Raw genomic sequence first — 22,059 nt, 5'->3', positions numbered from 1 at the left:
CGGACCGGCAGCCGGCCGAGGGTGAGGAGGCACGCCATGGCGGGACGGGGACGCCCGAGGAGCTTCGACCGGTCGGTCGCCCTCGGCCGGGCGATGGAGACCTTCTGGCGGCGCGGCTACGAGGCGACCTCGATGAGCGACCTCACCGCCGCCATGGGGATCAACTCCCCCAGCCTCTATGCCGCCTTCGGCTCGAAGGAGAAGCTGTTCCGGGAGGCCGTGGAGCTGTACGCCGCCACCGAGGGCGCCCCCATCACCCGGGCGCTGGCCGAGGAGCCCACCGCGTACGACGCGGTCGCGGCCGTGCTGTACGTCAACGCCCGCGCGTACACCGACCGCGAGCGGCCCACCGGCTGCATGATCGTGCTGGCCGCCACGAACACCGGCGACGACGTCGCGCGCGACTACCTCGCCGGCTGGCGCAGGTCGGGGGTGGAGCAGCTCAGGGAGCGGCTGGACCGGGGCGTGCGGGAGGGGGAGCTGCCGCCGGACGCCGACACCGCGGGCATCGCCGAGTTCTACACCGCCGTGCTCCAGGGGATGTCCGTGCAGGCCCGCGACGGGGCCCGGCGCGAGGACGTGGAGCGCATCGCGCAGCGCGCCCTCGCGGCCTGGGAGGCGGTCACCGGCGCCGGGCTTCAGTCCTCCGGCAGCTCCACCGGCGCGATGTCGTCGTAGACGTCGCCCGGCCCCGGGTTCGCCGCGTCGCTCGCGCCGCCGAGGTGGTGCATCACGCCCCACACGGCGTTCAGCGCGGTCTGCACGGCGCCCTCGGCCCAGCCCGCCGTCCAGGAGATGTCGTCGCCCGCGAGGAAGATGCCGCGCTTGTCCGCCGGCAGCCGGTCCTGCATGAAGTGGGTGAAGAGCCGGCGCTGGTAGCGGTAGTGGCCGGGCAGGTTCGCCTTGAACGCGCCCATGAAGTACGGCTCGTTCTCCCAGGACACCGTCACCGGGTTGCCGATGACGTGGCTGCGGATGTCGACGTTCGGATAGATCTCGCCGAGCGAGTTCAGCATGACCTCCATCCGCTCGTTCGCGGACAGCGGCAGCCACTTGAGGCTGTCGTCGCACCAGGTGTACGACAGGCAGATCACGGCGGGCCGGTCCGGTCCGTCGTCCAGCAGGTACGTGCCGCGGGTCATCCGGTCGGTCAGCGTCATCGACATGGTGTCGCGGCCGGTCACCTCGTCCTTGTCCAGCCAGAAGGGCCGGTCGACCGGGACGAAGAGCTTCGAGGACTCCATGTAGTGGGTGCGCTCGATCGCCGTCCAGTGGTCGATCGGGAAGAGTCCGTCGTCGCAGGCGATCTTGGAGAGCAGCATCCAGGACTGGGCGGTGAAGATCGCGGCCCGGTAGGTGCGGATGTCTCCGGAGGCGTCGGTGACGGTGATCCCGTTGCCCGCGGTGCGGTTGAGCCGGGTCACCGCCGGTCGGTGGCCGCCCTCGTGCAGGGAGGCGAGCGAGGTGCCCTGCGGCCAGTGGACGATCTTCTCGGGCGCCCGCTCCCACAGCCGCAGCGGAAGCTGCTGGCTGCCCTCCACGATGCCGCGGTGGTGGTCGTCGGCCTCGGAGTAGACGACCCGCAGGATCTCCAGGATGGAGTTGGGGAAGTCCGTGTCCCAGCCGCCGGTGCCGAAGCCGACCTGTCCGAAGATCTCCCGGTGGCGGAAGGAACGGAACGCCTCCGACGCGCACAGGAAACCGTAGAAGGTCTGGTTGTCCAACTGCTCCACCAGCCGCGCCCAGATCTCCCGGATCTTCGGCACGTCGCGCTCGCGCATGGCGCGGTTCATCGCGGCGAAGTCGGCGCCCTCCGCCAGGCAGGCGTTCCACGCGTCCATGACGTCCCGGTACACCTGCGGCAGGTCGTCGATGGTCTCGGCGTAGTGGCTCTCGCCCTTGAGGTCGACCACGGTCGAGGGGGTGCCGGGCGCCAGCGGGTTGGGGAACGGCCGGGTCGTCAGCCCCACCAGGTCGACGTAGTGCTGGAGCGCGGTCGACGACGGCGGAAAGCGCATCGCGCCCATCTCGGCGCTGAGCCCGGGGTCGCAGCCCTCGAAGCCGACGGTCCGCAGCCGTCCGCCGAGCCGGTCGGCCTCGTACAGGACCGGCTTGAGCCCCATCTTCATCAGCTCGTACGCGGCGACCACGCCGGACAGCCCGCCCCCGATCACGGCCACCTCGGTCCCGTGCTCCGTCGCCGGCACCTGCCCGAGCCCGGCCGGGTGCGCCAGGAAGTCGTCGTACGCATAGGGGAAGTCCGGCCCGAACATGGTGATCGGCGGCTGTGCGTCGGTGTGCTGGACGGCGGTGGGGACCGTGGACGTCATGGGGTACGGGCTCCTTGCGGGCGAACGCGGTGGTACGGGGTGCTGCTGGGTGGTACGGGGGTGCGGCGCTCAGCCGGGCGCGCCGGGGAGCCCGCGGCGCCGGAGCAGGGCGGTGCACGACGGCGACATGGCTGACCTCGGGCGGTGTGCGGGCGGTCGCCCGAAGGGGATGCGGCGGACGCCTACGACGGTACGGTCCGGGCTCGCGCGCGGACAAGGCGTGACCGTTGCGCGCTTCTGACCTGTTCGTTGCGCTGTTCCCGGGCTTCCCGGCGATTCGTTGCACGGCGGGCCCGGGGCGGTCGCCGCGGGGTCCGACCAGGGTCGTACGGGGCGTCCGGGCGCCCCGGCCGGATGGCGGACCGGGGGTGGTTCCGCGGCAGGATGTGCGGCCCGCGCGGCGACGCGAGAGTGGGCGTCGTCCACCCGGCGGGGCGGAGCGGCGCCACCGTGAGGGGGCTCGTTCCGCGGTCCGTCGACAGCGAGGAGAGGACCGTTTGTGAAACGTCACTTCAGCGGCCGGCCCGGCCGTGCGCGGGCCGTGGCGATCGGGGCGACCGCACTGCTCTGCACCGGCTCGGCGCTGCCGGCCGGCGCCACCGCCGACGGCGCGGGCCCGGCGAGGGAGGCCGCCGCGCTCACCGGGAGCGCCCAACTGCTCCGCTCGTCGGACGACGTCGTCACCTTCTCCTTCGACGCGCACCTGGCCGCCCGGCACGACGACGACCCGCTGAAGGCCACGGGCACGTTCCGGTGGAGCCACCGCGACAGCGCCGGGGGCGGCTGGGCCGAGGCCGAGGTGGACTGTCTGGTGACCGGCGGCAAGGTGGCCGTGGTCAGCGGCACCGTCACCCGTACCGACGTCGCCCGGCTCAAGGGGGTGCGGGTCGGGATCACGGTCCACGACACCGGCGGCACCGACCGGCTCGGCTACAGCTGGGGCTCGACGGGCGATCCGGTGGCGATGGGGAGCGTGCCCGCGTGCGTGGGCTCCGCACCGTTCGAGAAGGTGAGGGCCGACACCGGCGACTTCCGGGTGCTGCCCTGGCGCCCCGCGTTCTGACCGTACGGGGGTCCGCTCACGCCGCCCGGTCGGTGCGGGCGGTCACGGGGTCGCCGGCGGATACGGGGGTTTCGCCGGCGAAACCCCCGTATCCGCCGAATAGCGGCGCAGCAGCGGGGAGAGCACCAGGACCGACTTGGTGCGCTCCACGAACGGCTCGCCGGCAATCCGCTCCAGCACCTGCTCGAAGTGGCGCATGTCGGCGGCGAAGACCTGGACGACGGCGTCCGCGTCACCGGTGACGGTGGAGGCGGACGCGACTTCCGGGTAGCGCTCCAGGCCGCGCTCGATGGCCTCGGGCGAGGTGTTCGAGCGGCAGTAGATCTCGATGAAGCCCTCCGTCTCCCAGCCGAGCGCCGCGGGGTCGACCCGGACGGTGAAGCCGGTGATGGCGCCGACCGCGCGCAGTCGGTCCACCCGCCGCTTCACGGCCGGGGCGGAGAGGCCGACCAGGGCGCCGATGTCGGCGTAGGAGCGGCGGGCGTCCTCGGCGAGGGCGTGGACGATGCGTTCGTCGAGATCGTTGAGTCGCACGGCGGGTGGTTCACTCTTCATTCGCTGGTCGGGCTTGCCTGACGGCAGTAGAACACGCCTGGCCGGCCGCGGGATCCACCCGGCGGCGGGCCGCACGGCAGGACGGGCCGGGAACAGTTCCGGGCCCGTCCTGTGGTGCGGTCTGCGGTGCGGATCAGGTCCAGCTGGCGTGCAGCGGCTTGCCCTCCGCGTACCCCGCGGCGCTCTGGACGCCGAGGACGGCGCGCTCGGCGAACTCCGCCAGCGTCCCGGCGCCGGCGTAGGTGCAGGAGGAGCGGACGCCCGCGATGATCGAGTCGACCAGGTCCTCCACGCCCGGGCGCGCCGGGTCGAGGAACATCTTCGAGGTGGAGATGCCCTCCTCGAACAGCGCCTTGCGGGCACGGTCGTAGGCGGACTCCTCGCTGGTGCGGTTGCGCACGGCGCGGGCGGAGGCCATGCCGAAGGACTCCTTGTACGGCCGCCCGTCGGCGGTGTGCTGGAGGTCGCCCGGCGACTCGTGCGTACCGGCGAACCAGGAGCCGACCATGACGTTGGAGGCGCCGGCGGCCAGCGCCATCGCCACGTCGCGCGGGTGGCGCACGCCGCCGTCCGCCCAGACGTGCTTGCCGTACTTCCTCGCCTCGGCGGCGCACTCCAGGACGGCGGAGAACTGCGGCCGGCCGACCCCGGTCATCATCCGGGTGGTGCACATGGCGCCGGGGCCGACGCCGACCTTGATGATGTCCGCACCCGCCTCGACGAGGTCGCGCACGCCCTCGGCGGCGACGATGTTGCCCGCGACGACGGGGACGTGCGGATCCAGCGCGCGGACCGCGCGGATCGCCTGGATCATGCTCTCCTGGTGCCCGTGGGCGGTGTCCACCACGAGGGTGTCGACGCCGGCGTCCAGCAGCTGCTTGGCCTTGCCGGCCACGTCGCCGTTGATGCCGACGGCGGCGGCGATCCGCAGCCGGCCCCGGGCGTCCACGGCCGGGGTGTACAGGGTGGCGCGCAGGGCGCCCTTGCGGGTGAGGATGCCGACGAGCCGGCCGTCCTCGTCCACGGCGGGGGTGTAGCGGCGGTTGGCGCCGTCGAGGTGGTTGAACGCCTCGCGCGGGTCTATGTCCGCGTGCAGCAGCACCAGGTCGCGCGACATGACCTCGGAGAGCTGGGTGAAGCGGTCGACCCCGGTCAGGTCGGCGTCCGTGACGACGCCGACGGGGCGGTGGTCCTCGTCCACGACGACGCCGGCCTCGTGCGCCCGCTTGGGCAGCAGGGCCAGCGCGTCGGCGACGGTCTGGTGCGGGGTGAGCACGATCGGGGTGTCGAAGACCAGGTGGCGGGCCTTGACCCAGGCGACGACGTCGGTGACGACGTCGATCGGGATGTCCTGGGGGATGACGGTGAGCCCGCCCCGGCGCGCCAGCGTCTCGGCCATCCGCCGACCGGCGATGGCGGTCATGTTCGCGGCGACGAGGGGGATGGTGGTGCCGGTGCCGTCCGGGGTCGACAGGTCGACCGCCTGGCGGGAGCCGACGGCCGAGCGCCGGGGCACCATGAACACGTCGTCGTACGTCAGGTCGTAGGGAACCGGCGAACTCTCCACATGGCGCCCCGTACCGGGCTCAAGAAAACGCATAAGTCTCACATTTTCACGCGAAACGACGCAGGTCACTGCCGTGAACGACACAACAAAGAACCCCCGCTTCGTGCTTTCCTCCAAAGGAGGGACGGGGGCTGCTGTTGCAGACGGTGCGCCTGCCTTACGTCAAAAGGTTACCCGAGGTCGAACACGACGGCGAACGGTCGAGCCGTGCGCGGGGCCTGCGCCGCGGTCCGGCCCGGCGGCCCGGTCGATGCGGTGCACACTCGTTTTCCCCCCACTCCTGACCTAGTCTGACCGCGTGGTGAGTGCCGAGAGAGCCTTGCGAGCAATCAGCGACCTGCACATTTCGTACACCGAGAACCGCGACATCGTGGCCGCGCTGAAACCGGAGTCGCCCGATGACTGGCTGATCGTCGCCGGCGACGTCGGCGAGCTGATGGCCGACGTCGAGTGGGCCCTGACCCTGCTGCGGGACCGTTTCGCCCAGGTGATCTGGGTGCCGGGCAACCACGAGTTGTGGACGGTCCAGCGCGACCCCGACCAGCGGCGCGGCGTGGAGCGCTACGAGGCGCTGGTGGCGATGTGCCGTCGGCTCGGCGTCCTCACGCCCGAGGACCCCTACCCCGTGTGGACCGGCCCGGGCGGACCGGTGCGGATCGCCCCGCTGTTCCTGCTGTACGACTACACCTTCCTGGCGCCCGGGACCACGACCCGCGAGGAGTCGCTGGCGAAGGCCCACGAAGCCGGGATCGTCTGCACGGACGAGTACTACCTGCACCCCGACCCCTACCCCAGCCGTCAGGACTGGTGCGCGGCCCGGGTGGCGTACTCGGAGCAGCGGCTCACCGAGGTGGCCGGGGACCTCCCGCTGGTCCTGGTCAACCACTGGCCGCTGGTGCGCCGCCCCACCGAGATCATGACGCACCAGGAGTTCGTCCAGTGGTGCGGCACCGTGCGCACCGCCGACTGGCACACCCGCTTCGACGTGTGCGCTTCCGTGTACGGGCATCTGCACATCCCCCGCAGCACGGTCTACGACGGCGTCCCCTTCGAGGAGGTGTCGCTCGGTTATCCGCGTGAGTGGCGCCGCTTCGGCCTCCGCTCCGACCTGGCCCGTCAGATCGTCCCCCGACCGGAAGGGTTCACCGCGTGATCGAGACGATACTGCCGGCCTCGGTCCGCTCGGCGCAGTCGTTCACCGACCGCCTCGACATCAGCCTGTTCCCCCAGGAGCAGGCCGTCATCGAACGGGCCGTGGACAAGCGCCGGGCGGAGTTCACCACGGTCCGCGCCCTGGCCCGGGACGCGCTGGCGGCCATCGGGCAGTCCCCCGTGCCGCTGCTGCCGGACGAGCGCGGCGCCCCGGGGTGGCCGGCGGGCGTGGTGGGGAGCATGACCCACTGCGCCGGCTACCGGGCCGCCGCCGTGGCGCGCGTCAGCGAGTGCATCGCGGTGGGCATCGACGCCGAGCCGAACGGCGCGCTGCCCGAGGGCGTGCTGGAGACGATCTCGCTGCCGGAGGAGCGGCCCCTGCTGGCGCAGTTGCCGGACGCCGACGGCACTTCCTGGGACCGCCTGCTGTTCAGCGCCAAGGAGTCCGTCTACAAGGTCTGGTACCCGCTGGCCCGGCGCTGGTTGGGCTTCCAGGACGCCCGGGTGAACTTCTCCCCCGACGGCACGTTCACCGCCCTCATCCTCGTCCCCGCCCCCCGGGTCCACGGCGAGCCCCTGAGCATCCTGAACGGACGCTGGGCGGCGGACGCCGAGCACGTGATGACGGCGATCACCCTGGAGCGACCGGCCGAGTAGCCGGGAGCACCCCGACACGCACCGACGCCCCGGCCCGGCGGACCCGGACCGTACCGCAAGCGAGGATGAACGATTCCTCGGTGGTACGGTCCGGCGCGGGCCGGGGCGTCGTCGCCTACGCGTCCGGGTCGGCCCGCTCCAGCGCCGGACGCAGCCCGGGCGGCGCCGACATCAACTGGTCGGCCGCCGCGGTGTCCGTGACCAGGCTGGTGACGAGCCCGGAGCGGAGCACCGCGCCGATCGCCTCCGCCTTGCGCTGCCCACCGGCGATCGCCACCACCTCGGGGATGCGGCGCAGCCGGTCCGCCTCGACCGTGATGCACCGCTCGCCGAGGTCGCGCCCCACCCGCCGGCCGTCCCGGTCGAAGAGGTGCGCCGACATCTCGGCGGCCACGCCGTAGGAGGCGTACCGGGCGCGCTCGTCCTCGGAGAGCATGTCGTGGACGGTGGAGATGCCCGCCTCCCACGACCCGATGGAGACGGCCGCGACCGTGACCTTGTCGAAGTACTCGAAGGCGCGGGCGATGCCGGTCTGGTGGCGCAGCGCGGCGGCGGTGGCCGCGTCCGGCAGCAGCATCGGCGCGTAGATCGGGTGGGCGTCGCCGCCGGAGACCTGGGCGGCCCGGCGCACCGCCTCCACCGATCCGCGCTCCGCGGTGCCCGCGTCGTACACACCGGTGAGCTGGACGACGGTGCACGGCGGCAACCGGTCCAGCGCCGCGGCCATGTGGATGGTGGACCGGCCCCAGGCCAGCCCCAGCACGTCGCCCTCGGCCACCAACTCGCCCAACAGATCCGCGGCCACTTCGCCCAGGTTCTCCGGATCGGGCGATTCGTCGGCCTCCGCCGGCGACTCGACGACGACGGCGTGCCGCAGTCCGAACCGGGCGCGGAGCGCGTCGGAGCGCTCGGCGTCCAGCTCTGCGGGGACGCGGATTTCGATGCGCACGAGATCGCGCTCCAGCGCCGTCTCCAGGACCCTCGCCACCTTGAAGCGGCTGACGCCGAACTCCTCCGCGATCTGGATCTTGGACTTGCCCTCCAGGTAGAAGCGGCGCGCCATGGCCGCCGCCTGTACGAGCTCCGCGGGTCCCATCCGCAGGGCAGATCGTCCCGCCGACCTAGCAGACACCGCGATCTCCTCACTGCTGTTCACACTTCGGATCCGTCATCCTGTCAGATCCGACGGTTGTTGATCAGCCCGGTCGGGCCGAGTTCACTTGTCTGTCGCCCCGCGGTCGCTCGGCGTGATCATCGGGGCGGTGGTGCTGGTCGGTTCGGGCGAGGTTCCACCGCGCTCCGACCGGTCCTGCTCGGCGTTCCTGCTCAGTGTGCGCAGCCCCAGGCCGTCGTGGCGACGGTCTGTTCGGCCTTTGCCCGCAGGGCGCGCACCGCGGCGGCCGGGTCCTCGGCCCCGTAGACCGCGGAGCCCGCGACGAAGACGTCCGCCCCCGCCTCGGCGCACCGCTCGATCGTGGAGTCGGCCACCCCGCCGTCGACCTGGAGCCACAGGTCGAGGCCGTGCTTGCCGATCAGCTCACGGGTGCGGCGGATCTTGGGGAGCATGATGTCGAGGAACGCCTGGCCGCCGAAGCCCGGCTCGACGGTCATGATCAGCACCATGTCGAGTTCGGGGAGCAGGTCCTCGTAGGGCTCGATCGGGGTCGCCGGCTTCAGCGCCATCGAGGCCCGGGCGCCCTTGGCGCGGATCTCCCGGGCCAGCCGTACGGGGGCGGCGGCGGCCTCGACGTGGAAGGTCACCGACCCGGCCCCGGCCTCGACGTACTGGGGCGCCCAGCGGTCGGGGTCCGCGATCATCAGATGGCAGTCCAGCGGGGTGTCCGTCGCCCGGCTCAGGGACTCCACGACCGGCACGCCCAGGGTCAGGTTGGGCACGAAGTGGTTGTCCATGACGTCGACGTGGAGCCAGTCGGCACCGGAGACGGCCCGCGCCTCGTCCGCCAGGTGGGCGAAGTCGGCGGAGAGGATGCTGGGGTTGATCTGTACGGCCATGGCCCAAGCCTGCCACGTCCCGCGGCGCTTCCCCGCCTCCGTCCGGTTTCCGGTGCCGATCGCCCGGGAAACAATGCGCCCGCACCGGGGAACAGTCCCCGCATTCCCGACCTTTCGCCCCGCTCCCGGGGAGCGGGGGTGTCCGAAAAACTCCCCTCGGCGACCGGGTCGGTCCGGTCAGCCCGTGCGCCGCAGCAGCGCCAGGTACATCGCGTCCGTCCCGTGGCGGTGCGGCCAGAGCTGGACGTCCGGACCGTCGCCGAGCTCCGCCACCCCCGGCATCAGCGGCCGGGCGTCCACCCACTCGGCCTGCGGGGGCACACCGCCGCCGCGCCCGCGCAGCACGTCGTCGACGACCACCCGGGTCTCGGCGAGGTGCGGCGAGCAGGTCGCGTACCCGACGACCCCGCCGACGCGCACCGCCGCCAGCGCCTCCTGCAACAGGGCGCGCTGGAGCGGCGCGAAGCCCTCCAGGTCCTCGGGCCGACGGCGCCAGCGGGCCTCCGGGCGACGGCGCAGCGCGCCGAGACCGGAGCAGGGGACGTCGACCAGCACCCGGTCGAAGCTGCCGGGCCGCCACGCGGGGCGGGTGCCGTCGGCGACGACGACCTCGTACGGGCCGGGGTTGCCGGCGAGCGCCCGCGCCACGAGCCCGGCGCGGTGGGGCTGCTTCTCGGCCGCGAGCAGGAAGGCTCCGCGCTCGGCGGCCAGCGCCGCGAGCAGGGCCGCCTTGCCGCCGGGGCCGGCGCAGCCGTCGAGCCAGCGGGCGTCGGAGCCTTCGACGGGGGCGCCCGCGAGGGCGAGGGCCACCAACTGGCTGCCCTCGTCCTGGACGCCGGCGCGCCCTTCGCGCACCGCCGGCACCGCGCCGGGCTCGCCGCCCTCCGCGAGCCGCACCGCGTACGGCGACAGCAGCCCGGGCGTGGCCGCCTCCTCCGCGAGCAGTTCGTCGGCGGTGGCGCGGCCGGGGCGGGCGACCAGGGTCACCTCCGGGCGTTCGTTGTCCGCCGCCAGCAGCTCCTCGATCCCGGCCCGGCCCCCGCCGAGCGCGTCCCACAGCGCGGAGACGATCCACCGGGGGTGCGAGTGGACCACGGCGAGGTGGTCCTCGGGGTCCTCGTCGTACGGCGGGGCCACCCGCCGCACCCAGGTGTCCAGGTCTTCGCGGGCGACCTTGCGCAGGACCGCGTTGACGAACTTGGCGCGCCCGTCGCCGAGCACCACCCGGGCCAGCTCCACGCTCGCCGACACGGCCGCGTGGCTCGGGATCCGGGTGCCCAGGAGCTGGTGGACGCCGAGCGAGAGCACGTCCAGCACCGGCGGGTCGACCTCGCGCAAGGGGCGGTCGACGCAGTCGGCGATGATCGCGTCGTACGTGCCCTGGCGGCGCAGGGTGCCGTACACCAGCTCGGTGGCGAGGGCCGCGTCCCGGGCGTCGAACCCCTCCTTCTCCCTGGCCTTGCGCAGCAGCGGCGGCAGGACGAGGTTCGCGTACGCGTCCCGCTCGTCCACCGCGCGCAGCGCCTCGAAGGCGAGGAACCGCACGGGGTCCTTCACCGGACGCCGATAGCGCTTGTGGGGTCCGGGGCGGCGAGCCCCCTGGGGGCGTGCCTGGTCGTTCAAAGGTGCTCCGCTGATCATGGTGTTTCGAAAGGGGTGTTCCTACGGCGCCGACGCGGGCGCCGCCCACCCAGCGTACGTTCCGGCGGGCGCCGGGGCCGGGCGGTGCGGCGTCGCTCAAACGGCCCCGGGGGCGCCGAGCAGTTCCCCGGGGGCGATGCGCACCCCGCGGGCCCAGTCGGCGGCGGCCATCGGCTTCTTGCCCTGGGGGCGCACCCAGAGCAGTTCCACGGCGTGCGAGCCGGTGCCCACGTGGACGGCGTTCTTGGTGGCCGCGAGCTGCCCCGGGGCGAGGTCCGTGCGGTCGGGCACCGGCCGCACGGAGACCAGCTTCAGCCGCTCGCCGCGGAAGACGGTCCACGCGCCGGGCGCCGGGGTGCAGCCCCGTACGACGCGGTCGACCCGCAGGGCCGGGGCGAGGAAGTCGACCCGGGCGTCCTCCACGGTGATCTTCGGCGCGTGGGAGACGCCGTCGGCGGGCTGCGGCACGGCCTTCAGCGAGCCGTCCTCGATGCCGTCCATGGTGGCGCTCAGCAGCCCGGCGCCGGCGAAGGCGAGCCGGGTGAGCAGGTCCCCGCTGGTGTCGCTGGGGCGGATCCGCTCGGTGACCACCCCGTACACGGGCCCGGAGTCCAGCCCCTCCTCGATGAGGAAGGTGGCCGCGCCGGTCATCTCGTCGCCGGCGATCACGGCGTGCTGGACGGGGGCCGCGCCGCGCCACGCGGGCAGCAGCGAGAAGTGCAGGTTCACCCAGCCGTGCGCGGGGACGTCGAGCGCGACCCGCGGCAGCAGCGCGCCGTACGCGACGACCGGGCAGCAGTCGGGGCCGATCTCCCGCAGCCGGGCGAGGAAGTCCTCGTCGCGCGGCTTGGCCGGCTTCAGCACCTCGATGCCCGCCTCCTCGGCGCGCTGGGCGACCGGGCTGGCGACCAGGCGCCGACCGCGGCCGGCGGGCGCGTCGGGCCGGGTGACGACGGCGGCCACCTCGTGCCGCTCGGAGGCGATGAGGGCGTCCAGAGCGGGGACGGCGACTTCGGGGGTGCCTGCGAAGACGAGCTTCATGGGTGGCTGACTGCCTCTCGGCTGTACGGGGCGGCGGTACGGGCTGTGCGCAATGAGCAGCGCACCAGTGTAGGCAGGGTCGTTGCCGGTGCGCCGTCCGGCCGGCGCGGTTCGCCGTGCGGCGGGCTGTGCCATCGCGTCTGCGGCCCGTCCGTGGCCCGTCGCGCAGTTCCCCGCGCCCCCTGTCCTGCTCCCCCTGCCGGTCCTGCGCGAACAGCCCACCACGGGCCGCAGAGACCAACGCACCCGCTGGGACACCGCGGCCATGTGCAGGGCGTGGCCGGGGGGATGGACTCGGGGGGCGTATGGAATCCCACGCGCCCTGAACACGTGCACCTACGCCCCCGCAGCGTGACCACATGGACGGGTGCGGCGTTGGTCAAGTGAGATTGACCGGTCTCCGGCCCGCCCCGCGGTCCGTCGGAGCCCGGCGCAGTGGGCCGCCAGGGCGCGGCCCGGCCCCCTTTCAACGCCGGTTCGAGAGGCTTCCCGATGGCCGACCACGCAACCCACGACGCCCAAGCCCGGGCCAGCCTGCACCTGTTGGTGCGCGACATCGAGCGGGTCCGCCGGCAGGTGGACGCGCTGCGCACGCTCACGGCCCAGTTGGGCAACGTCTACCGCCCGCGCCGCACCGGTCCCTCCACCGGCTTCGTCGTCTACGGCCGGGCCCCGGCCCCCACCGTCCGGCTCGCCCAAGAACTCCGGGACAGCGTCGAGACGCTGGTGACCGCCGCGGTGGACTTCGACCGCTCCCTGGGCTTCTCGTGGGACGCGGTGGGCTCCGCGCTCGGGGTCACCAAGCAGGCCGTGCACCGCCGTTACGGAGCGCGGCGCGCCACGCCGCCCGCGGTCGCACCGGAGGCGGAGCGCCCGGCGGAGCCGACGACGACGCGCACCCTGCCGCCGGGCGGGCTGCCCGCGGCCGTGCCCGCAGCCCGCAGCATGCCGCCGCAGCCGACCGTCACCAACCACGCCCCCGCTCACGCGGCCACGCACACAGCCAACCACGCGGCCCGGCACGACGAGGCCCGCCCGAGCGCCTTCCCGAGCCCGCGCAACGGCTGACGCACCACCCGGACCTCGACGTCCCCGACCCCGCGGGCCCGAAGGCGCAGCACCGCGGCTGCCGGAGCGGGTGCGGTAGCGCCGTGACGGTCCGGTGGTGGGTTGTGGTCGCCATCACGGCACGGGGCGCTGGGACCCCTTGGCCGTCGCCGCGCAAGCGCAGCGCCTCAGCCGATGTCCAGCGGGTCGACGCGGATCCGGACCTGGTCCGGGCCGCCGCGGGCGGTACGGACCGCCTGGGCGGCCTTGAGGGCCGTCGCGAGCGCCGCCCCGCGGCCCGGGGGGACCCTCAGCAGCGCCCGGGTCCACGACTCGCCGACGGGCGGGTCCCCCGGCCGCCGGGGCCGCCCGGGCGGCGGCGCCGGCAGCGGCACCGGCCCCAGGACCTCCGCCTCGGCCGGCAGTTCGGCCGCCGCGACGAACGCGTCCACCGCGTCGGCCCGACCGCTCACCGACGCCATCCGGGACACCGGGGGGAATCCCAACTCGGCCCGCTCGGCCAGCTCGCGCTGGGCGTGGCCGACCGGGTCCCACCGGACCAGCGCCTGCACCGCGCGGGCCGTCGGCTCGGCGACGACCACGACCGTGCCGCCCTCCCCCTGGCCCCGCACCAGCGAAGCGGCGTCTATCCAGCGCCGTAGCGCCTCCTCCGACGAGCGCAGGTCAGGCCGGCCGAGCATGGCCCAGCCGTCGAGGAGCAGCGCCGCCGCGTACCCGCCGTCGGCGACGGGCTCGGCGCCGGGCGTGCTGACGACGAGCGCCGGGCGGCCGGGGACGGCGTCCAGGACGTGATCGCGCCCCGAAGTGCGCACGGGGACCGCGGGAAAGGCGCGCCCCAGCTCCTCAGCGGTGCGCCGGGCCCCCACCACCCGGGCCCGCAGCCGGGTGCTGCCGCAGGCGGTGCAGTGCCAGTCGGTGCTGTTCCGCCCGCACCAGCGACAGGCCAGGTCCCGCTCGTCGGGCGCCTGGAGCGGGCCGGAGCAGTGCCGACAGCGGGCGGGGGTGCGACAGCGCTCGCAGGCGAGCCGGGGGACGTAGCCGCGCCGGGGCACCTGCACCAGCACCGGGCCGCTGCGCAGCCCGTCCCGTACGACCTTCCAGGCCAGCGAGGGCAGTCGGGCCGCGCGGGCGGCCTCGTCCCGGGCCAACTCCTCGTCCCCGACCGTACGGACCAGGGGGGCGGCAGTCCGGACCTGCTCGCGGTCCGCCGTCAGTGGCCGCGCCCAACCGCTCTCCACGAGCTGGGCCGCTTCCACCGTGCAGGCGGTGGCGCCGAGCAGGAAGCCGCACGACTCGTGGGCGGCGCGCAGCTCCAGGACCTCGCGGACGTGCGGGAACGGCGCGTTGTCGTCGCTGTGGCTGGAGTCGCCGTCGTCCCAGACGGCGACCAGGCCGAGGTCGCGCACGGGGGCGTACATCGCGGCGCGGGTGCCGACGACGGCCCTCACGGATCCGCGGAGGACGGCGAGCCACTGGCGGTAGCGCTTCTCGGGGCCGGACTCGGCGGTCAGCACCGCGTGCCGCCCCTCGCCGAGGAGGGCCGTGAGCGCCGCGTCCACCCGGGCGGCCCGTCGGCCGTCGGGGACGACCACCAGTGCGCCCCGCCCGGAGGCCAGGGTCGCCACGACCGCGCGGGCCAGCTCGTCCGGCCAGTGCGGCCCGGGCAGGGCCGTCCACACCGCACGCGGGGTGCCGCCGCCGGCGAGGGCCCGCAAGAACGCCTCCCCCGCGCCGTACCGCCCCCAGGTGCCGGGGTCCGGCGGGCCGGGCGGCGGCAGCGGATCGGGCGACGGCCGGCCCTCGGCACGGGCGTTGCGCGGCGGCACGGCGAGCTGCACCACGTCCGCCAGCGAGCCCGCGTACCGATCGGCGATGGCACGGGCCAGCTCCAGCGTCCGGGGGCCGAGCACCGGCTCCGGGGAGACGACGGAGGCGAGGGCGGCGAGCGCCCCCCCGTAGTCCGTGGCGGCCCGGCGCTCGACGATGAAGCCGTCGATCAGCCCGCCGCCCTCGCGCCGGCCCTCGCGCACCCGGCGCGCGCCGGCGCCGAAGCGCACCCGCACCCGCACCCCCGGCTGCGCCTCGGCGTCCAGCTCCCGGGGCACGGCGTAGTCGAAGTACTGGTCGAGGTGGAGCACGCCCTTGTTGACCAGGACCCGGGCGACCGGCAGCTCCTCCGCGAGCGCCGCGCCGCGCCAGGTCCGGGGCTTGGCCTTCGGCGTCTTCGCCCGACGCACGGTCTCCCGAATGAGCGCAAGCTGCTCGGGCCCCTGTCCCCCGGGCTCCGGCGTCCGCTCATCGTCGCTGCTCACACCGACTTTCCTACCAGACGGCACCGACAGCGGGCGCCCGTCGACCACATGGCCGGACCCCGGCTCCTTCGAGGAAGCCGGGGTCCGGGGTGCTTCAGCGCGCGGGCCGGTGGGCCCGGCGGGTCCTACAGGCCGACCGCCGCGCGCAGGGCCGCGGTGCGGTCCGTGCGCTCCCAGGTGAAGTCGGGCAGCTCACGGCCGAAGTGGCCGTAGGCCGCGGTCTGGGCGTAGATCGGGCGCAGCAGGTCGAGGTCGCGGATGATGGCGGCCGGGCGCAGGTCGAAGACCTGGCCGATGGCCTGCTCGATCTTCTCCACCTCGACCGTGGCGGTGCCGAAGGTCTCCACGAAGAGACCGACCGGCTCGGCCTTGCCGATCGCGTACGCGACCTGGACCTCGCAGCGGGCGGCGAGCCCGGCGGCGACGACGTTCTTCGCGACCCAGCGCATCGCGTACGCGGCCGAGCGGTCCACCTTGGACGGGTCCTTGCCGGAGAAGGCGCCGCCGCCGTGGCGGGCCATGCCGCCGTACGTGTCGATGATGATCTTGCGGCCGGTGAGGCCGGCGTCGCCCATCGGGCCGCCGATCTCGAAGCGACCGGTGGGGTTCACCAGCAGGCGGTAGCCGTCGGTGTCCAGCTTGATGCCGTCGTCGACGAGCTGCTTGAGCACGTGCTCGACGACGAACTCCCGGATGTCGGGTGCGAGCAGCGAGTCCAGGTCGATGTCCGAGGCGTGCTGTGAGGAGACCACGACCGTGTCGAGGCGGACGGCCTTGTCGCCGTCGTACTCGATGGTGACCTGCGTCTTGCCGTCGGGGCGCAGGTAGGGGATCGTCCCGTTCTTGCGCACCTCGGAGAGCCGGCGGGAGAGCCGGTGGGCGAGGTGGATGGGGAGCGGCATGAGCTCGGGGGTCTCGTCGCACGCGTAGCCGAACATCAGGCCCTGGTCGCCGGCGCCCTGGCGGTCCAGCTCGTCGACCTCGACGCCCTCGGCGCCCCCCTCGACCCGGGACTCGTAGGCGGTGTCCACGCCCTGGGCGATGTCGGGCGACTGGGCGCCGATCGACACCGAGACGCCGCAGGAAGCGCCGTCGAAGCCCTTCTTCGAGGAGTCGTACCCGATGTCCAGGACCCGGTTGCGCACGAGCGTCGGGATGTCCGCGTATGCCTTGGTGGTGACCTCACCGGCGACGTGCACCAGTCCGGTGGTGATCAGGGTCTCGACGGCGACGCGGGAGGTCGGGTCCTGGGTGAGCAGGGCGTCGAGAATGGTGTCGCTGATCTGGTCGGCGATCTTGTCGGGGTGACCCTCGGTGACAGATTCCGAGGTGAAGAGACGGCGGGACACATCGCTCCCTGGGGTTGCAGCGGCTGCTGGCTGATCATGAGTGGACCGGCAGGGGGCTGCGGCCCCGCGACGCTCCGACGACCAGTCTATCCACCGTCTCGCGCACATGGTCCACCTGTCTCATTTTTACGGTGGTGCCGCGGTGGCCGATTCACCAGCAGAGATAAGGCGGGAACCCCCGGCGATAGCAGGGTTTCATCGAGAGAAACACCACTTTTGGGACACTTTGTCGGGCCCCGGGCGTCGTGGCCCCGGCGACGACGGGGCCACGACGGGATGGCGCGAATTGCTCAACCCGGGGGGCGCGCCGTCACCCCAGTCGGGGCACCACGAGGTCCCAGACCGTGTCCGCCAGCGCTTCCTTGGGGCCGTACGGCACCGGTGTCTCGGTGCCGTCGGCCGCCAGGACGACCGCTTCGCTCTCCGCGGCCCCGAACGTCTTGCGCTCACTCACCTCGTTGACCACCAGGAGGTCGCAGCCCTTGCGGCGCAGCTTCTCGCGGCCGTTGGCGAGGACGTCGTCCGTCTCGGCCGCGAAGCCCACGATCACCTGGTCGGCCCGGGGCCGATCGGCGGAGAGCTCGGCGAGGACGTCGGGGTTGCGGACCAGCGCGACCGGCTCCGGGTCCCGACCGTCCTTCTTCTTGATCTTGCCGCTGGCGTACGCGGCGGGGCGGAAGTCGGCGACCGCCGCGGCCATCACGACCGCGTCCGCGTCCGCCGCGGCCTTCAGCACGGCCTCGCGCAGCTTCAGGGCGGTGTCCACGTGGACCACGTCGACGCCGGCCGGGTCGGGCAGCGCGGCGTTCGCGGAAACCAGCGTCACCCGTGCACCGCGGGCGGCAGCCGTACGGGCCAGGGCGTACCCCTGCCGGCCGGAGGAGCGGTTGCCCAGGTAGCGCACCGGGTCCAGCGGCTCGCGGGTGCCGCCCGCGCTGATCACCACGTGCCGGCCCACCAGGTCGGGCGCGGCGGTGCCGCGCGCCAGCACCCGCCGGCACGCCTCGAAGATCTCCGCCGGCTCGGGCAGCCGGCCCCTGCCGGTGTCGACGCCGGTGAGCCGGCCGACCGCGGGCTCGATGACGACGGCGCCGCGGCGGCGCAGCGTGGCCACGTTCTCCCGGGTCGCCGGGTGCTCCCACATCTCGGTGTGCATCGCGGGCGCGAAGACCACCGGACAGCGGGCGGTGAGCAGGGTGTTCGTCAGCAGGTCGTCGGCGAGGCCGTGGGCGGCCTTGGCGAGCAGGTCAGCCGTGGCGGGCGCCACCACCACGAGGTCGGCGCCCTGGCCGATCCGCACGTGCGGCACCTCGTGCACGTCGGACCAGACCTCGGTGGAGACCGGGTGGCCGGAGAGCGCGGACCAGGTCGGGGCGCCGACGAACTGCAGCGCCGAAGCGGTCGGCACCACCCGTACGTCGTGGCCCGACTCGGTGAGCCGGCGCAGCAGCTCGCACGCCTTGTACGCGGCGATGCCCCCGCTGACTCCCAGCACGACCTTCGACTTGACCGACTCAACAGGCACCACTGGCTCAACCACGGACGTCTCCCGCCTCTCCCCGAACAGCTACCGGCAGTCCCTATGACACACCACAGACCCGGCGGACGTGCCGCCGGGTCTGTGGTCAACGCATGGATCCGCCGGGTGCGGACTGCTGCTTACGCCTGGCCCTCGATGGCCTCGGAGGTCAGCAGGCCCGCGTTGATCTCGCGAAGCGCGATCGACAGCGGCTTCTCGTGGACGTGGGTGTCGACGAGCGGACCGACGTACTCCAGCAGGCCCTCGCCGAGCTGCGAGTAGTACGCGTTGATCTGACGCGCACGCTTGGCCGCGTAGATCACGAGGCTGTACTTGGAGTCCGTGGCCTCAAGCAGCTCGTCGATCGGCGGGTTGATGATGCCCTCGGGCGCAGTGATGGAAGAGGACACGCTCTACCTTCCGAAAGAGGGAAAAAGATCGATGGGCGTCGACACCGCGGGGAGCACCGGGACGGTCACCGCGGTGACCTCGGGGAGCTTTCGCGCGGGTCCGGCGAGATCACTCGCCGGACGACACCGCCACCAAGGCTAGCAGCTCGCGCGCCACGTCCTCGACGGAGGTGTTGACGAGGGTCGTGTCGAACTCCGATTCGGCCGCCAGCTCCACCCGGGCGGCGGCCAGCCGCTCCTCGATGACCTCGGCCGACTCGGTGCCCCGCCCGGTGAGGCGGCGCACCAGCTCGTCCCAGCTCGGCGGGGCGAGGAAGACCAGCCGGGAGTCCGCGAGGGAGTCCTTGACCTGACGGGCGCCCTGGAGGTCGATCTCCAGCAGCACGGGCTCGCCCGCCTCCAGCCGCTCCATGACGGCCTGCCGCGGGGTGCCGTAGCGGTTGCCGGCGAAGGTCGCCCACTCCAGCAGCTCGCCGTTGGCGATCATCTTGTCGAACTCGTCGTCGGTGACGAAGAAATACTGGACGCCGTGGCGCTCGCCGGGGCGCGGCTTCCTGGTGGTGGCCGACACCGAGAGCCAGACCTCGGGGTGGACCTTGCGCATATGCGCGACGACCGTGCTCTTGCCGACCCCTGAGGGGCCGGAGAGCACGGTCAGCCGCGGACGTACTTCTGCTGCCATGCAGCGATTATCCAGGTTCTGCGGAGTGCCCGGGACCGCCGCCCCGGTCACACGCGGAACGTCAGGCGGGGCCGCCGCCGAACTCGCGCTCCAGGGAGGCGATCTGGTTCGAGCCGAGACCGCGCACGCGGCGGCTCTCGGAGATGCCGAGTCGTTCCATGATCTGCTTGGCGCGGACCTTGCCCACGCCCGGGAGGGACTCCAGCAGGGCGGAGACCTTCATCTTGCCGATGACGTCGTTTTCCTGACCCTGCTTGATGACCTCGTGGAGCGAGGCGCCGGAGTGCTTGAGTCGATTCTTGACCTCGGCCCGCTCCCGGCGAGCCGCGGCGGCCTTTTCGAGCGCGGCTGCGCGCTGTTCAGGGGTAAGGGGCGGAAGAGCCACGCCTACGTCACCTCGGATGTCGAACTGTCGGATACGGACCGGTGAGGAAGCTAGTCGCCCCACACCAGGCGAGCAACGAGCGAAGTGCTCGTTGCTCTTCGACGGAGACTAGCGGGCCACACCGCTCCAGTCAGCGAGAACAGACGAAAAGTCCTGGTCAGCATCGACCGACCAGGACTTTTGCGGCATATCACCCACGTTTTTCGTCAAGATTCTGCCAACTCGCCGTCAGCAGCGCTTTCACGGAAGACCCGCTGGTGAGCACGGAGAAACCCCTGTTCGCTACAACTATGCGGAGTCGAAGCGTCCGGCGGGCGTCCCTCAGCGGGTGCTACGCGCCCGAGACGGCTGCCCGGCACTCCTCGGCGAAGCGGGCCGCCGCCTCGCGCAGGGCCGCCGCGTCCGGGCCGTACCGCAGGACGCCCCGGCTGACGCTGGGGACCACGTTGCCGGCCACCGAGCCGAAGACCCGCGGGACGTCCGCCGGGGTGGCGCCCTGGGCTCCGATGCCCGGGGCGAGCAGCGGGCCGTTGATCGCGAGGTTCACGCCGGCGTCGGCGAGGGTGGCGCCGACGACCGCGCCCACCGAGCCCAGCGGCCAGGCGTCCACGTTCTCCGCCGCCATGTGGTCGAGCATGACCTGCGCGAGCGGACGACCGTCGGCGGCGGTGGCCCGCTGCACCTCGGCGCCCTCCGCGTTGGAGGTGAGCGCCAGCACGAAGACGCCCGCGCCGGACGCGGCGGCGGCGTCCAGCGCCGGGCGGAGCGAGCCGAAGCCGAGGTACGGCGAGAGGGTGACCGCGTCGGAGAAGAGCGGCGACGACGGGTGCAGATAGGCCGCGGCGTACGCGCCCATGGTGGAGCCGATGTCGCCGCGCTTGGCGTCCATCAGCACCAGGGCACCGGCGGCGCGCGCCTCCTCGACCGTCTTCTCCAGCACGGCGACGCCGCGCGAGCCGAAGCGCTCGAAGAAGGCCGACTGCGGCTTGAGGACGGCGACCCGGTCGGCGAGGGCCTCCACCGTGGTGCGGCTGAACCGCTCCAGGCCGGCGACGTCGTCGTCGAGCCCCCAGTCCTTGAGCAGGGAGGCGTGCGGGTCGATTCCGACGCAGAGGGGGCCGCGGGTGCGCAGCGCCTCGTGCAGCCGGGCTCCGAAGGGGGTGATGGCGGTCATGCGGCGCTGCTTTCCTTGCGGTCGTGGTCCTGGACTCCGGCTCCGACGGCCTCGGCCAGGGTGGCGTACGGGCTGGCCGCGAGCCGGGCGGCGAGCCCCTGGTGGATCGCCCGGCTGAAGAACGGGCCCCGGTAGACGAAGGCGCTGTACGCCTGGATCAGCGTCGCGCCCGCGAGGATGCGCTGCCAGGCGTCCTCGGCGTCCTCGATGCCGCCCACGCCCACGAGGGTGATGCGGTCGCCCACGCGGGCGTACAGCCGGCGCAGCACCTCCAGGGAGCGCTCCTTGAGCGGGGCGCCGGACAGGCCGCCGGTCTCCGCGGTGAGCTCCGCCGGGGAGGCGAGCCCGGTGCGGGCGATGGTGGTGTTGGTCGCGATGATCCCGTCGAGGCCCAGTTCGAGCGCGAGGTCGGCGACCGCGTCGACGTCCTCGTCCGCGAGGTCGGGGGCGATCTTGACCAGCAGCGGCACCCGGCGGCGGGTCTCCGTGCGGTCGGCGGCCTCGCGGACCGCGGTGAGCAGCGGGCGCAGCGACTCGGTCGCCTGGAGGTCGCGCAGTCCGGGGGTGTTCGGCGAGGAGACGTTCACCACCAGGTAGTCGGCGTGCCGGGCGAGGCGCTCGGTGGAGGTGACGTAGTCCTCGACGGCCTCGGACTCCGGGACGACCTTGGTCTTGCCGATGTTGACGCCGACGACGGCCTTGAAGACCGGGCGGCGCTCGCCCAGGCGCTGGGCCACGGCCGCGGAGCCGTCGTTGTTGAAGCCCATGCGGTTGATCAGGGCGCGGTCGGGCACCAGCCGGAAGAGCCGCTTCCTCGGGTTGCCGGGCTGCGCCATCGCGGTGACCGTGCCGATCTCCACGTGATCGAAGCCGAGCATGGTCATCCCGTCGATGGCCACCGCGTTCTTGTCGAAGCCGGCGGCGAGGCCGAAGGGTCCGTGCATCCGCAGCCCCAGGGCTTCGGTGCGCAGCTCCTCGTGGCGGGGGGCGAGCAGGGCGGCGAGGTAGGTGCGCAGCACGGGGACCCTGGCTGCGGCCCGGATCCAGCGGAAGGCCAGGTGGTGGGCGGCCTCGGGGTCCATCCGGGAGAAGAAGAGGGTGAAGAACAGCTTGTACATGGTGGCTTCCTCATGAAGAGGGG

The 22,059-nt window shown here is 73.4% G+C and carries 20 protein-coding genes; 5 read left to right on the top strand and 15 right to left on the bottom strand.

Going from position 1 to position 22,059, the window contains the following annotated elements; all coding sequences use genetic code 11:
- Window positions 1-36: 36 nt before the first annotated feature.
- A complete protein-coding gene (locus AB0E05_RS25960; RefSeq protein WP_361967585.1) occupies window positions 37-678 on the top strand; it encodes a TetR/AcrR family transcriptional regulator in 642 nt (213 codons plus the stop codon).
- Here the strand turns inward: AB0E05_RS25960 and AB0E05_RS25955 are convergent.
- Window positions 639-2,330, bottom strand: coding sequence for an NAD(P)/FAD-dependent oxidoreductase (locus AB0E05_RS25955; RefSeq protein WP_361967583.1), 1,692 nt, complete (start codon window positions 2,328-2,330; stop codon window positions 639-641). The two genes, AB0E05_RS25960 and AB0E05_RS25955, sit on opposite strands and share 40 nt — an antisense overlap.
- Window positions 2,331-2,829: 499 nt before the next feature.
- Between AB0E05_RS25955 and AB0E05_RS25950 the strand changes: the two genes are divergently transcribed.
- Window positions 2,830-3,393 (top strand): hypothetical protein, encoded by a 564-nt coding sequence (locus AB0E05_RS25950; RefSeq protein ID WP_361967581.1) that lies wholly within the window; start codon window positions 2,830-2,832, stop codon window positions 3,391-3,393.
- Window positions 3,394-3,435: 42 nt separating this feature from the next.
- Here AB0E05_RS25950 and AB0E05_RS25945 read toward each other — a convergent pair whose 3' ends face one another.
- A complete protein-coding gene (locus tag AB0E05_RS25945; RefSeq protein WP_361967579.1) occupies window positions 3,436-3,927 on the bottom strand; it encodes an Lrp/AsnC family transcriptional regulator in 492 nt (163 codons plus the stop codon).
- A 154-nt stretch (window positions 3,928-4,081) separates the two neighbouring features.
- Window positions 4,082-5,548, bottom strand: a complete 1,467-nt coding sequence (locus tag AB0E05_RS25940) for a GuaB1 family IMP dehydrogenase-related protein (RefSeq protein WP_361967577.1) — start codon at window positions 5,546-5,548, stop codon at window positions 4,082-4,084.
- A gap of 286 nt (window positions 5,549-5,834) precedes the next feature.
- Between AB0E05_RS25940 and AB0E05_RS25935 the strand changes: the two genes are divergently transcribed.
- Both AB0E05_RS25935 and AB0E05_RS25930 read left to right on the top strand, forming a co-directional pair.
- Window positions 5,835-6,668 (top strand): metallophosphoesterase, encoded by an 834-nt coding sequence (locus tag AB0E05_RS25935; RefSeq protein ID WP_361967575.1) that lies wholly within the window; start codon window positions 5,835-5,837, stop codon window positions 6,666-6,668.
- Window positions 6,665-7,324: a 4'-phosphopantetheinyl transferase superfamily protein gene (locus AB0E05_RS25930; RefSeq protein WP_361967573.1), complete on the top strand. Its 660-nt coding sequence runs from the start codon at window positions 6,665-6,667 to the stop codon at window positions 7,322-7,324. Before AB0E05_RS25935 ends, AB0E05_RS25930 begins: the two co-directional genes overlap by 4 nt.
- A 115-nt stretch (window positions 7,325-7,439) precedes the next feature.
- Here AB0E05_RS25930 and AB0E05_RS25925 read toward each other — a convergent pair whose 3' ends face one another.
- The 4 genes from AB0E05_RS25925 to fmt all read right to left on the bottom strand — a co-directional run bounded on the left by AB0E05_RS25925 (window position 7,440) and on the right by fmt (window position 12,019).
- Window positions 7,440-8,480 carry a sugar-binding domain-containing protein gene (locus tag AB0E05_RS25925; RefSeq protein WP_361967571.1) on the bottom strand — a complete coding sequence of 347 codons (1,041 nt, stop codon included), beginning with the start codon at window positions 8,478-8,480 and terminating at the stop codon, window positions 7,440-7,442.
- A gap of 170 nt (window positions 8,481-8,650) precedes the next feature.
- On the bottom strand, window positions 8,651-9,337 hold the full coding sequence (rpe, locus tag AB0E05_RS25920) for a ribulose-phosphate 3-epimerase (protein ID WP_361967569.1): 687 nt from the start codon (window positions 9,335-9,337) through the stop codon (window positions 8,651-8,653).
- Window positions 9,338-9,514: 177 nt separating this feature from the next.
- On the bottom strand, window positions 9,515-10,960 hold the full coding sequence (locus tag AB0E05_RS25915; protein WP_361967567.1) for a transcription antitermination factor NusB: 1,446 nt from the start codon (window positions 10,958-10,960) through the stop codon (window positions 9,515-9,517).
- Between the two features lie 114 nt (window positions 10,961-11,074).
- The gene (fmt, locus tag AB0E05_RS25910; protein WP_361967565.1) at window positions 11,075-12,019 is read right to left on the bottom strand and encodes a methionyl-tRNA formyltransferase; all 945 of its coding nucleotides are present in this window, start codon (window positions 12,017-12,019) and stop codon (window positions 11,075-11,077) included.
- 492 nt (window positions 12,020-12,511) lie between these two features.
- On the opposite strand from fmt, the gene AB0E05_RS25905 reads away from it, so the two are divergent.
- Entirely contained in the window at window positions 12,512-13,087 is a 576-nt protein-coding gene (locus AB0E05_RS25905; protein ID WP_361967563.1) for a hypothetical protein, read from the top strand.
- Between the two features lie 167 nt (window positions 13,088-13,254).
- Here the strand turns inward: AB0E05_RS25905 and AB0E05_RS25900 are convergent, their stop codons facing one another.
- The 8 genes from AB0E05_RS25900 to AB0E05_RS25865 form a co-directional block, all read right to left on the bottom strand.
- On the bottom strand, window positions 13,255-15,399 hold the full coding sequence (locus AB0E05_RS25900) for a primosomal protein N' (RefSeq protein WP_361967561.1): 2,145 nt from the start codon (window positions 15,397-15,399) through the stop codon (window positions 13,255-13,257).
- 125 nt (window positions 15,400-15,524) lie between these two features.
- Window positions 15,525-16,748: a methionine adenosyltransferase gene (gene metK, locus AB0E05_RS25895; protein ID WP_361967559.1), complete on the bottom strand. Its 1,224-nt coding sequence runs from the start codon at window positions 16,746-16,748 to the stop codon at window positions 15,525-15,527.
- A 310-nt stretch (window positions 16,749-17,058) separates the two neighbouring features.
- Window positions 17,059-18,288 carry a bifunctional phosphopantothenoylcysteine decarboxylase/phosphopantothenate--cysteine ligase CoaBC gene (gene coaBC / locus AB0E05_RS25890; RefSeq protein ID WP_361967557.1) on the bottom strand — a complete coding sequence of 410 codons (1,230 nt, stop codon included), beginning with the start codon at window positions 18,286-18,288 and terminating at the stop codon, window positions 17,059-17,061.
- A gap of 119 nt (window positions 18,289-18,407) precedes the next feature.
- Window positions 18,408-18,677 carry a DNA-directed RNA polymerase subunit omega gene (rpoZ, locus tag AB0E05_RS25885; RefSeq protein ID WP_361540898.1) on the bottom strand — a complete coding sequence of 90 codons (270 nt, stop codon included), beginning with the start codon at window positions 18,675-18,677 and terminating at the stop codon, window positions 18,408-18,410.
- Between the two features lie 109 nt (window positions 18,678-18,786).
- On the bottom strand, window positions 18,787-19,359 hold the full coding sequence (gene gmk, locus AB0E05_RS25880) for a guanylate kinase (RefSeq protein WP_361967554.1): 573 nt from the start codon (window positions 19,357-19,359) through the stop codon (window positions 18,787-18,789).
- Window positions 19,360-19,420: 61 nt separating this feature from the next.
- A complete protein-coding gene (locus tag AB0E05_RS25875) occupies window positions 19,421-19,744 on the bottom strand; it encodes an integration host factor (RefSeq protein ID WP_003956414.1) in 324 nt (107 codons plus the stop codon).
- Between the two features lie 331 nt (window positions 19,745-20,075).
- The gene (gene pyrF / locus AB0E05_RS25870) at window positions 20,076-20,918 is read right to left on the bottom strand and encodes an orotidine-5'-phosphate decarboxylase (protein WP_361967552.1); all 843 of its coding nucleotides are present in this window, start codon (window positions 20,916-20,918) and stop codon (window positions 20,076-20,078) included.
- Entirely contained in the window at window positions 20,915-22,036 is a 1,122-nt protein-coding gene (locus AB0E05_RS25865) for a quinone-dependent dihydroorotate dehydrogenase (RefSeq protein WP_361967550.1), read from the bottom strand. The genes pyrF and AB0E05_RS25865 overlap by 4 nt, the downstream gene beginning before the upstream one ends.
- Between the last annotated feature and the right edge of the window lie 23 nt (window positions 22,037-22,059).

This window comes from Streptomyces sp. NPDC048057, from assembly GCF_040653095.1.
In the GTDB taxonomy this organism is placed as follows: domain Bacteria; phylum Actinomycetota; class Actinomycetes; order Streptomycetales; family Streptomycetaceae; genus Streptomyces.
Note: the sequence above shows the minus strand (reverse complement) of the source record. Positions and strands in the feature narration are given on the sequence as shown.

Bases quoted from the DNA above. Each gene is read 5' to 3' on its own strand.
- rpe (WP_361967569.1), bottom strand. From the start codon at position 9,337: ATGGCCGTACAGATCAACCCCAGCATCCTCTCCGCCGACTTCGCCCAC.
- AB0E05_RS25955 (WP_361967583.1), bottom strand. From the start codon at position 2,330: ATGACGTCCACGGTCCCCACCGCCGTCCAGCACACCGACGCACAGCCG.
- gmk (WP_361967554.1), bottom strand. From the start codon at position 19,359: ATGGCAGCAGAAGTACGTCCGCGGCTGACCGTGCTCTCCGGCCCCTCA.
- AB0E05_RS25905 (WP_361967563.1), top strand. From the start codon at position 12,512: ATGGCCGACCACGCAACCCACGACGCCCAAGCCCGGGCCAGCCTGCAC.
- AB0E05_RS25865 (WP_361967550.1), bottom strand. From the start codon at position 22,036: ATGTACAAGCTGTTCTTCACCCTCTTCTTCTCCCGGATGGACCCCGAG.
- AB0E05_RS25960 (WP_361967585.1), top strand. From the start codon at position 37: ATGGCGGGACGGGGACGCCCGAGGAGCTTCGACCGGTCGGTCGCCCTC.
- pyrF (WP_361967552.1), bottom strand. From the start codon at position 20,918: ATGACCGCCATCACCCCCTTCGGAGCCCGGCTGCACGAGGCGCTGCGC.
- AB0E05_RS25940 (WP_361967577.1), bottom strand. From the start codon at position 5,548: ATGCGTTTTCTTGAGCCCGGTACGGGGCGCCATGTGGAGAGTTCGCCG.
- fmt (WP_361967565.1), bottom strand. From the start codon at position 12,019: ATGAAGCTCGTCTTCGCAGGCACCCCCGAAGTCGCCGTCCCCGCTCTG.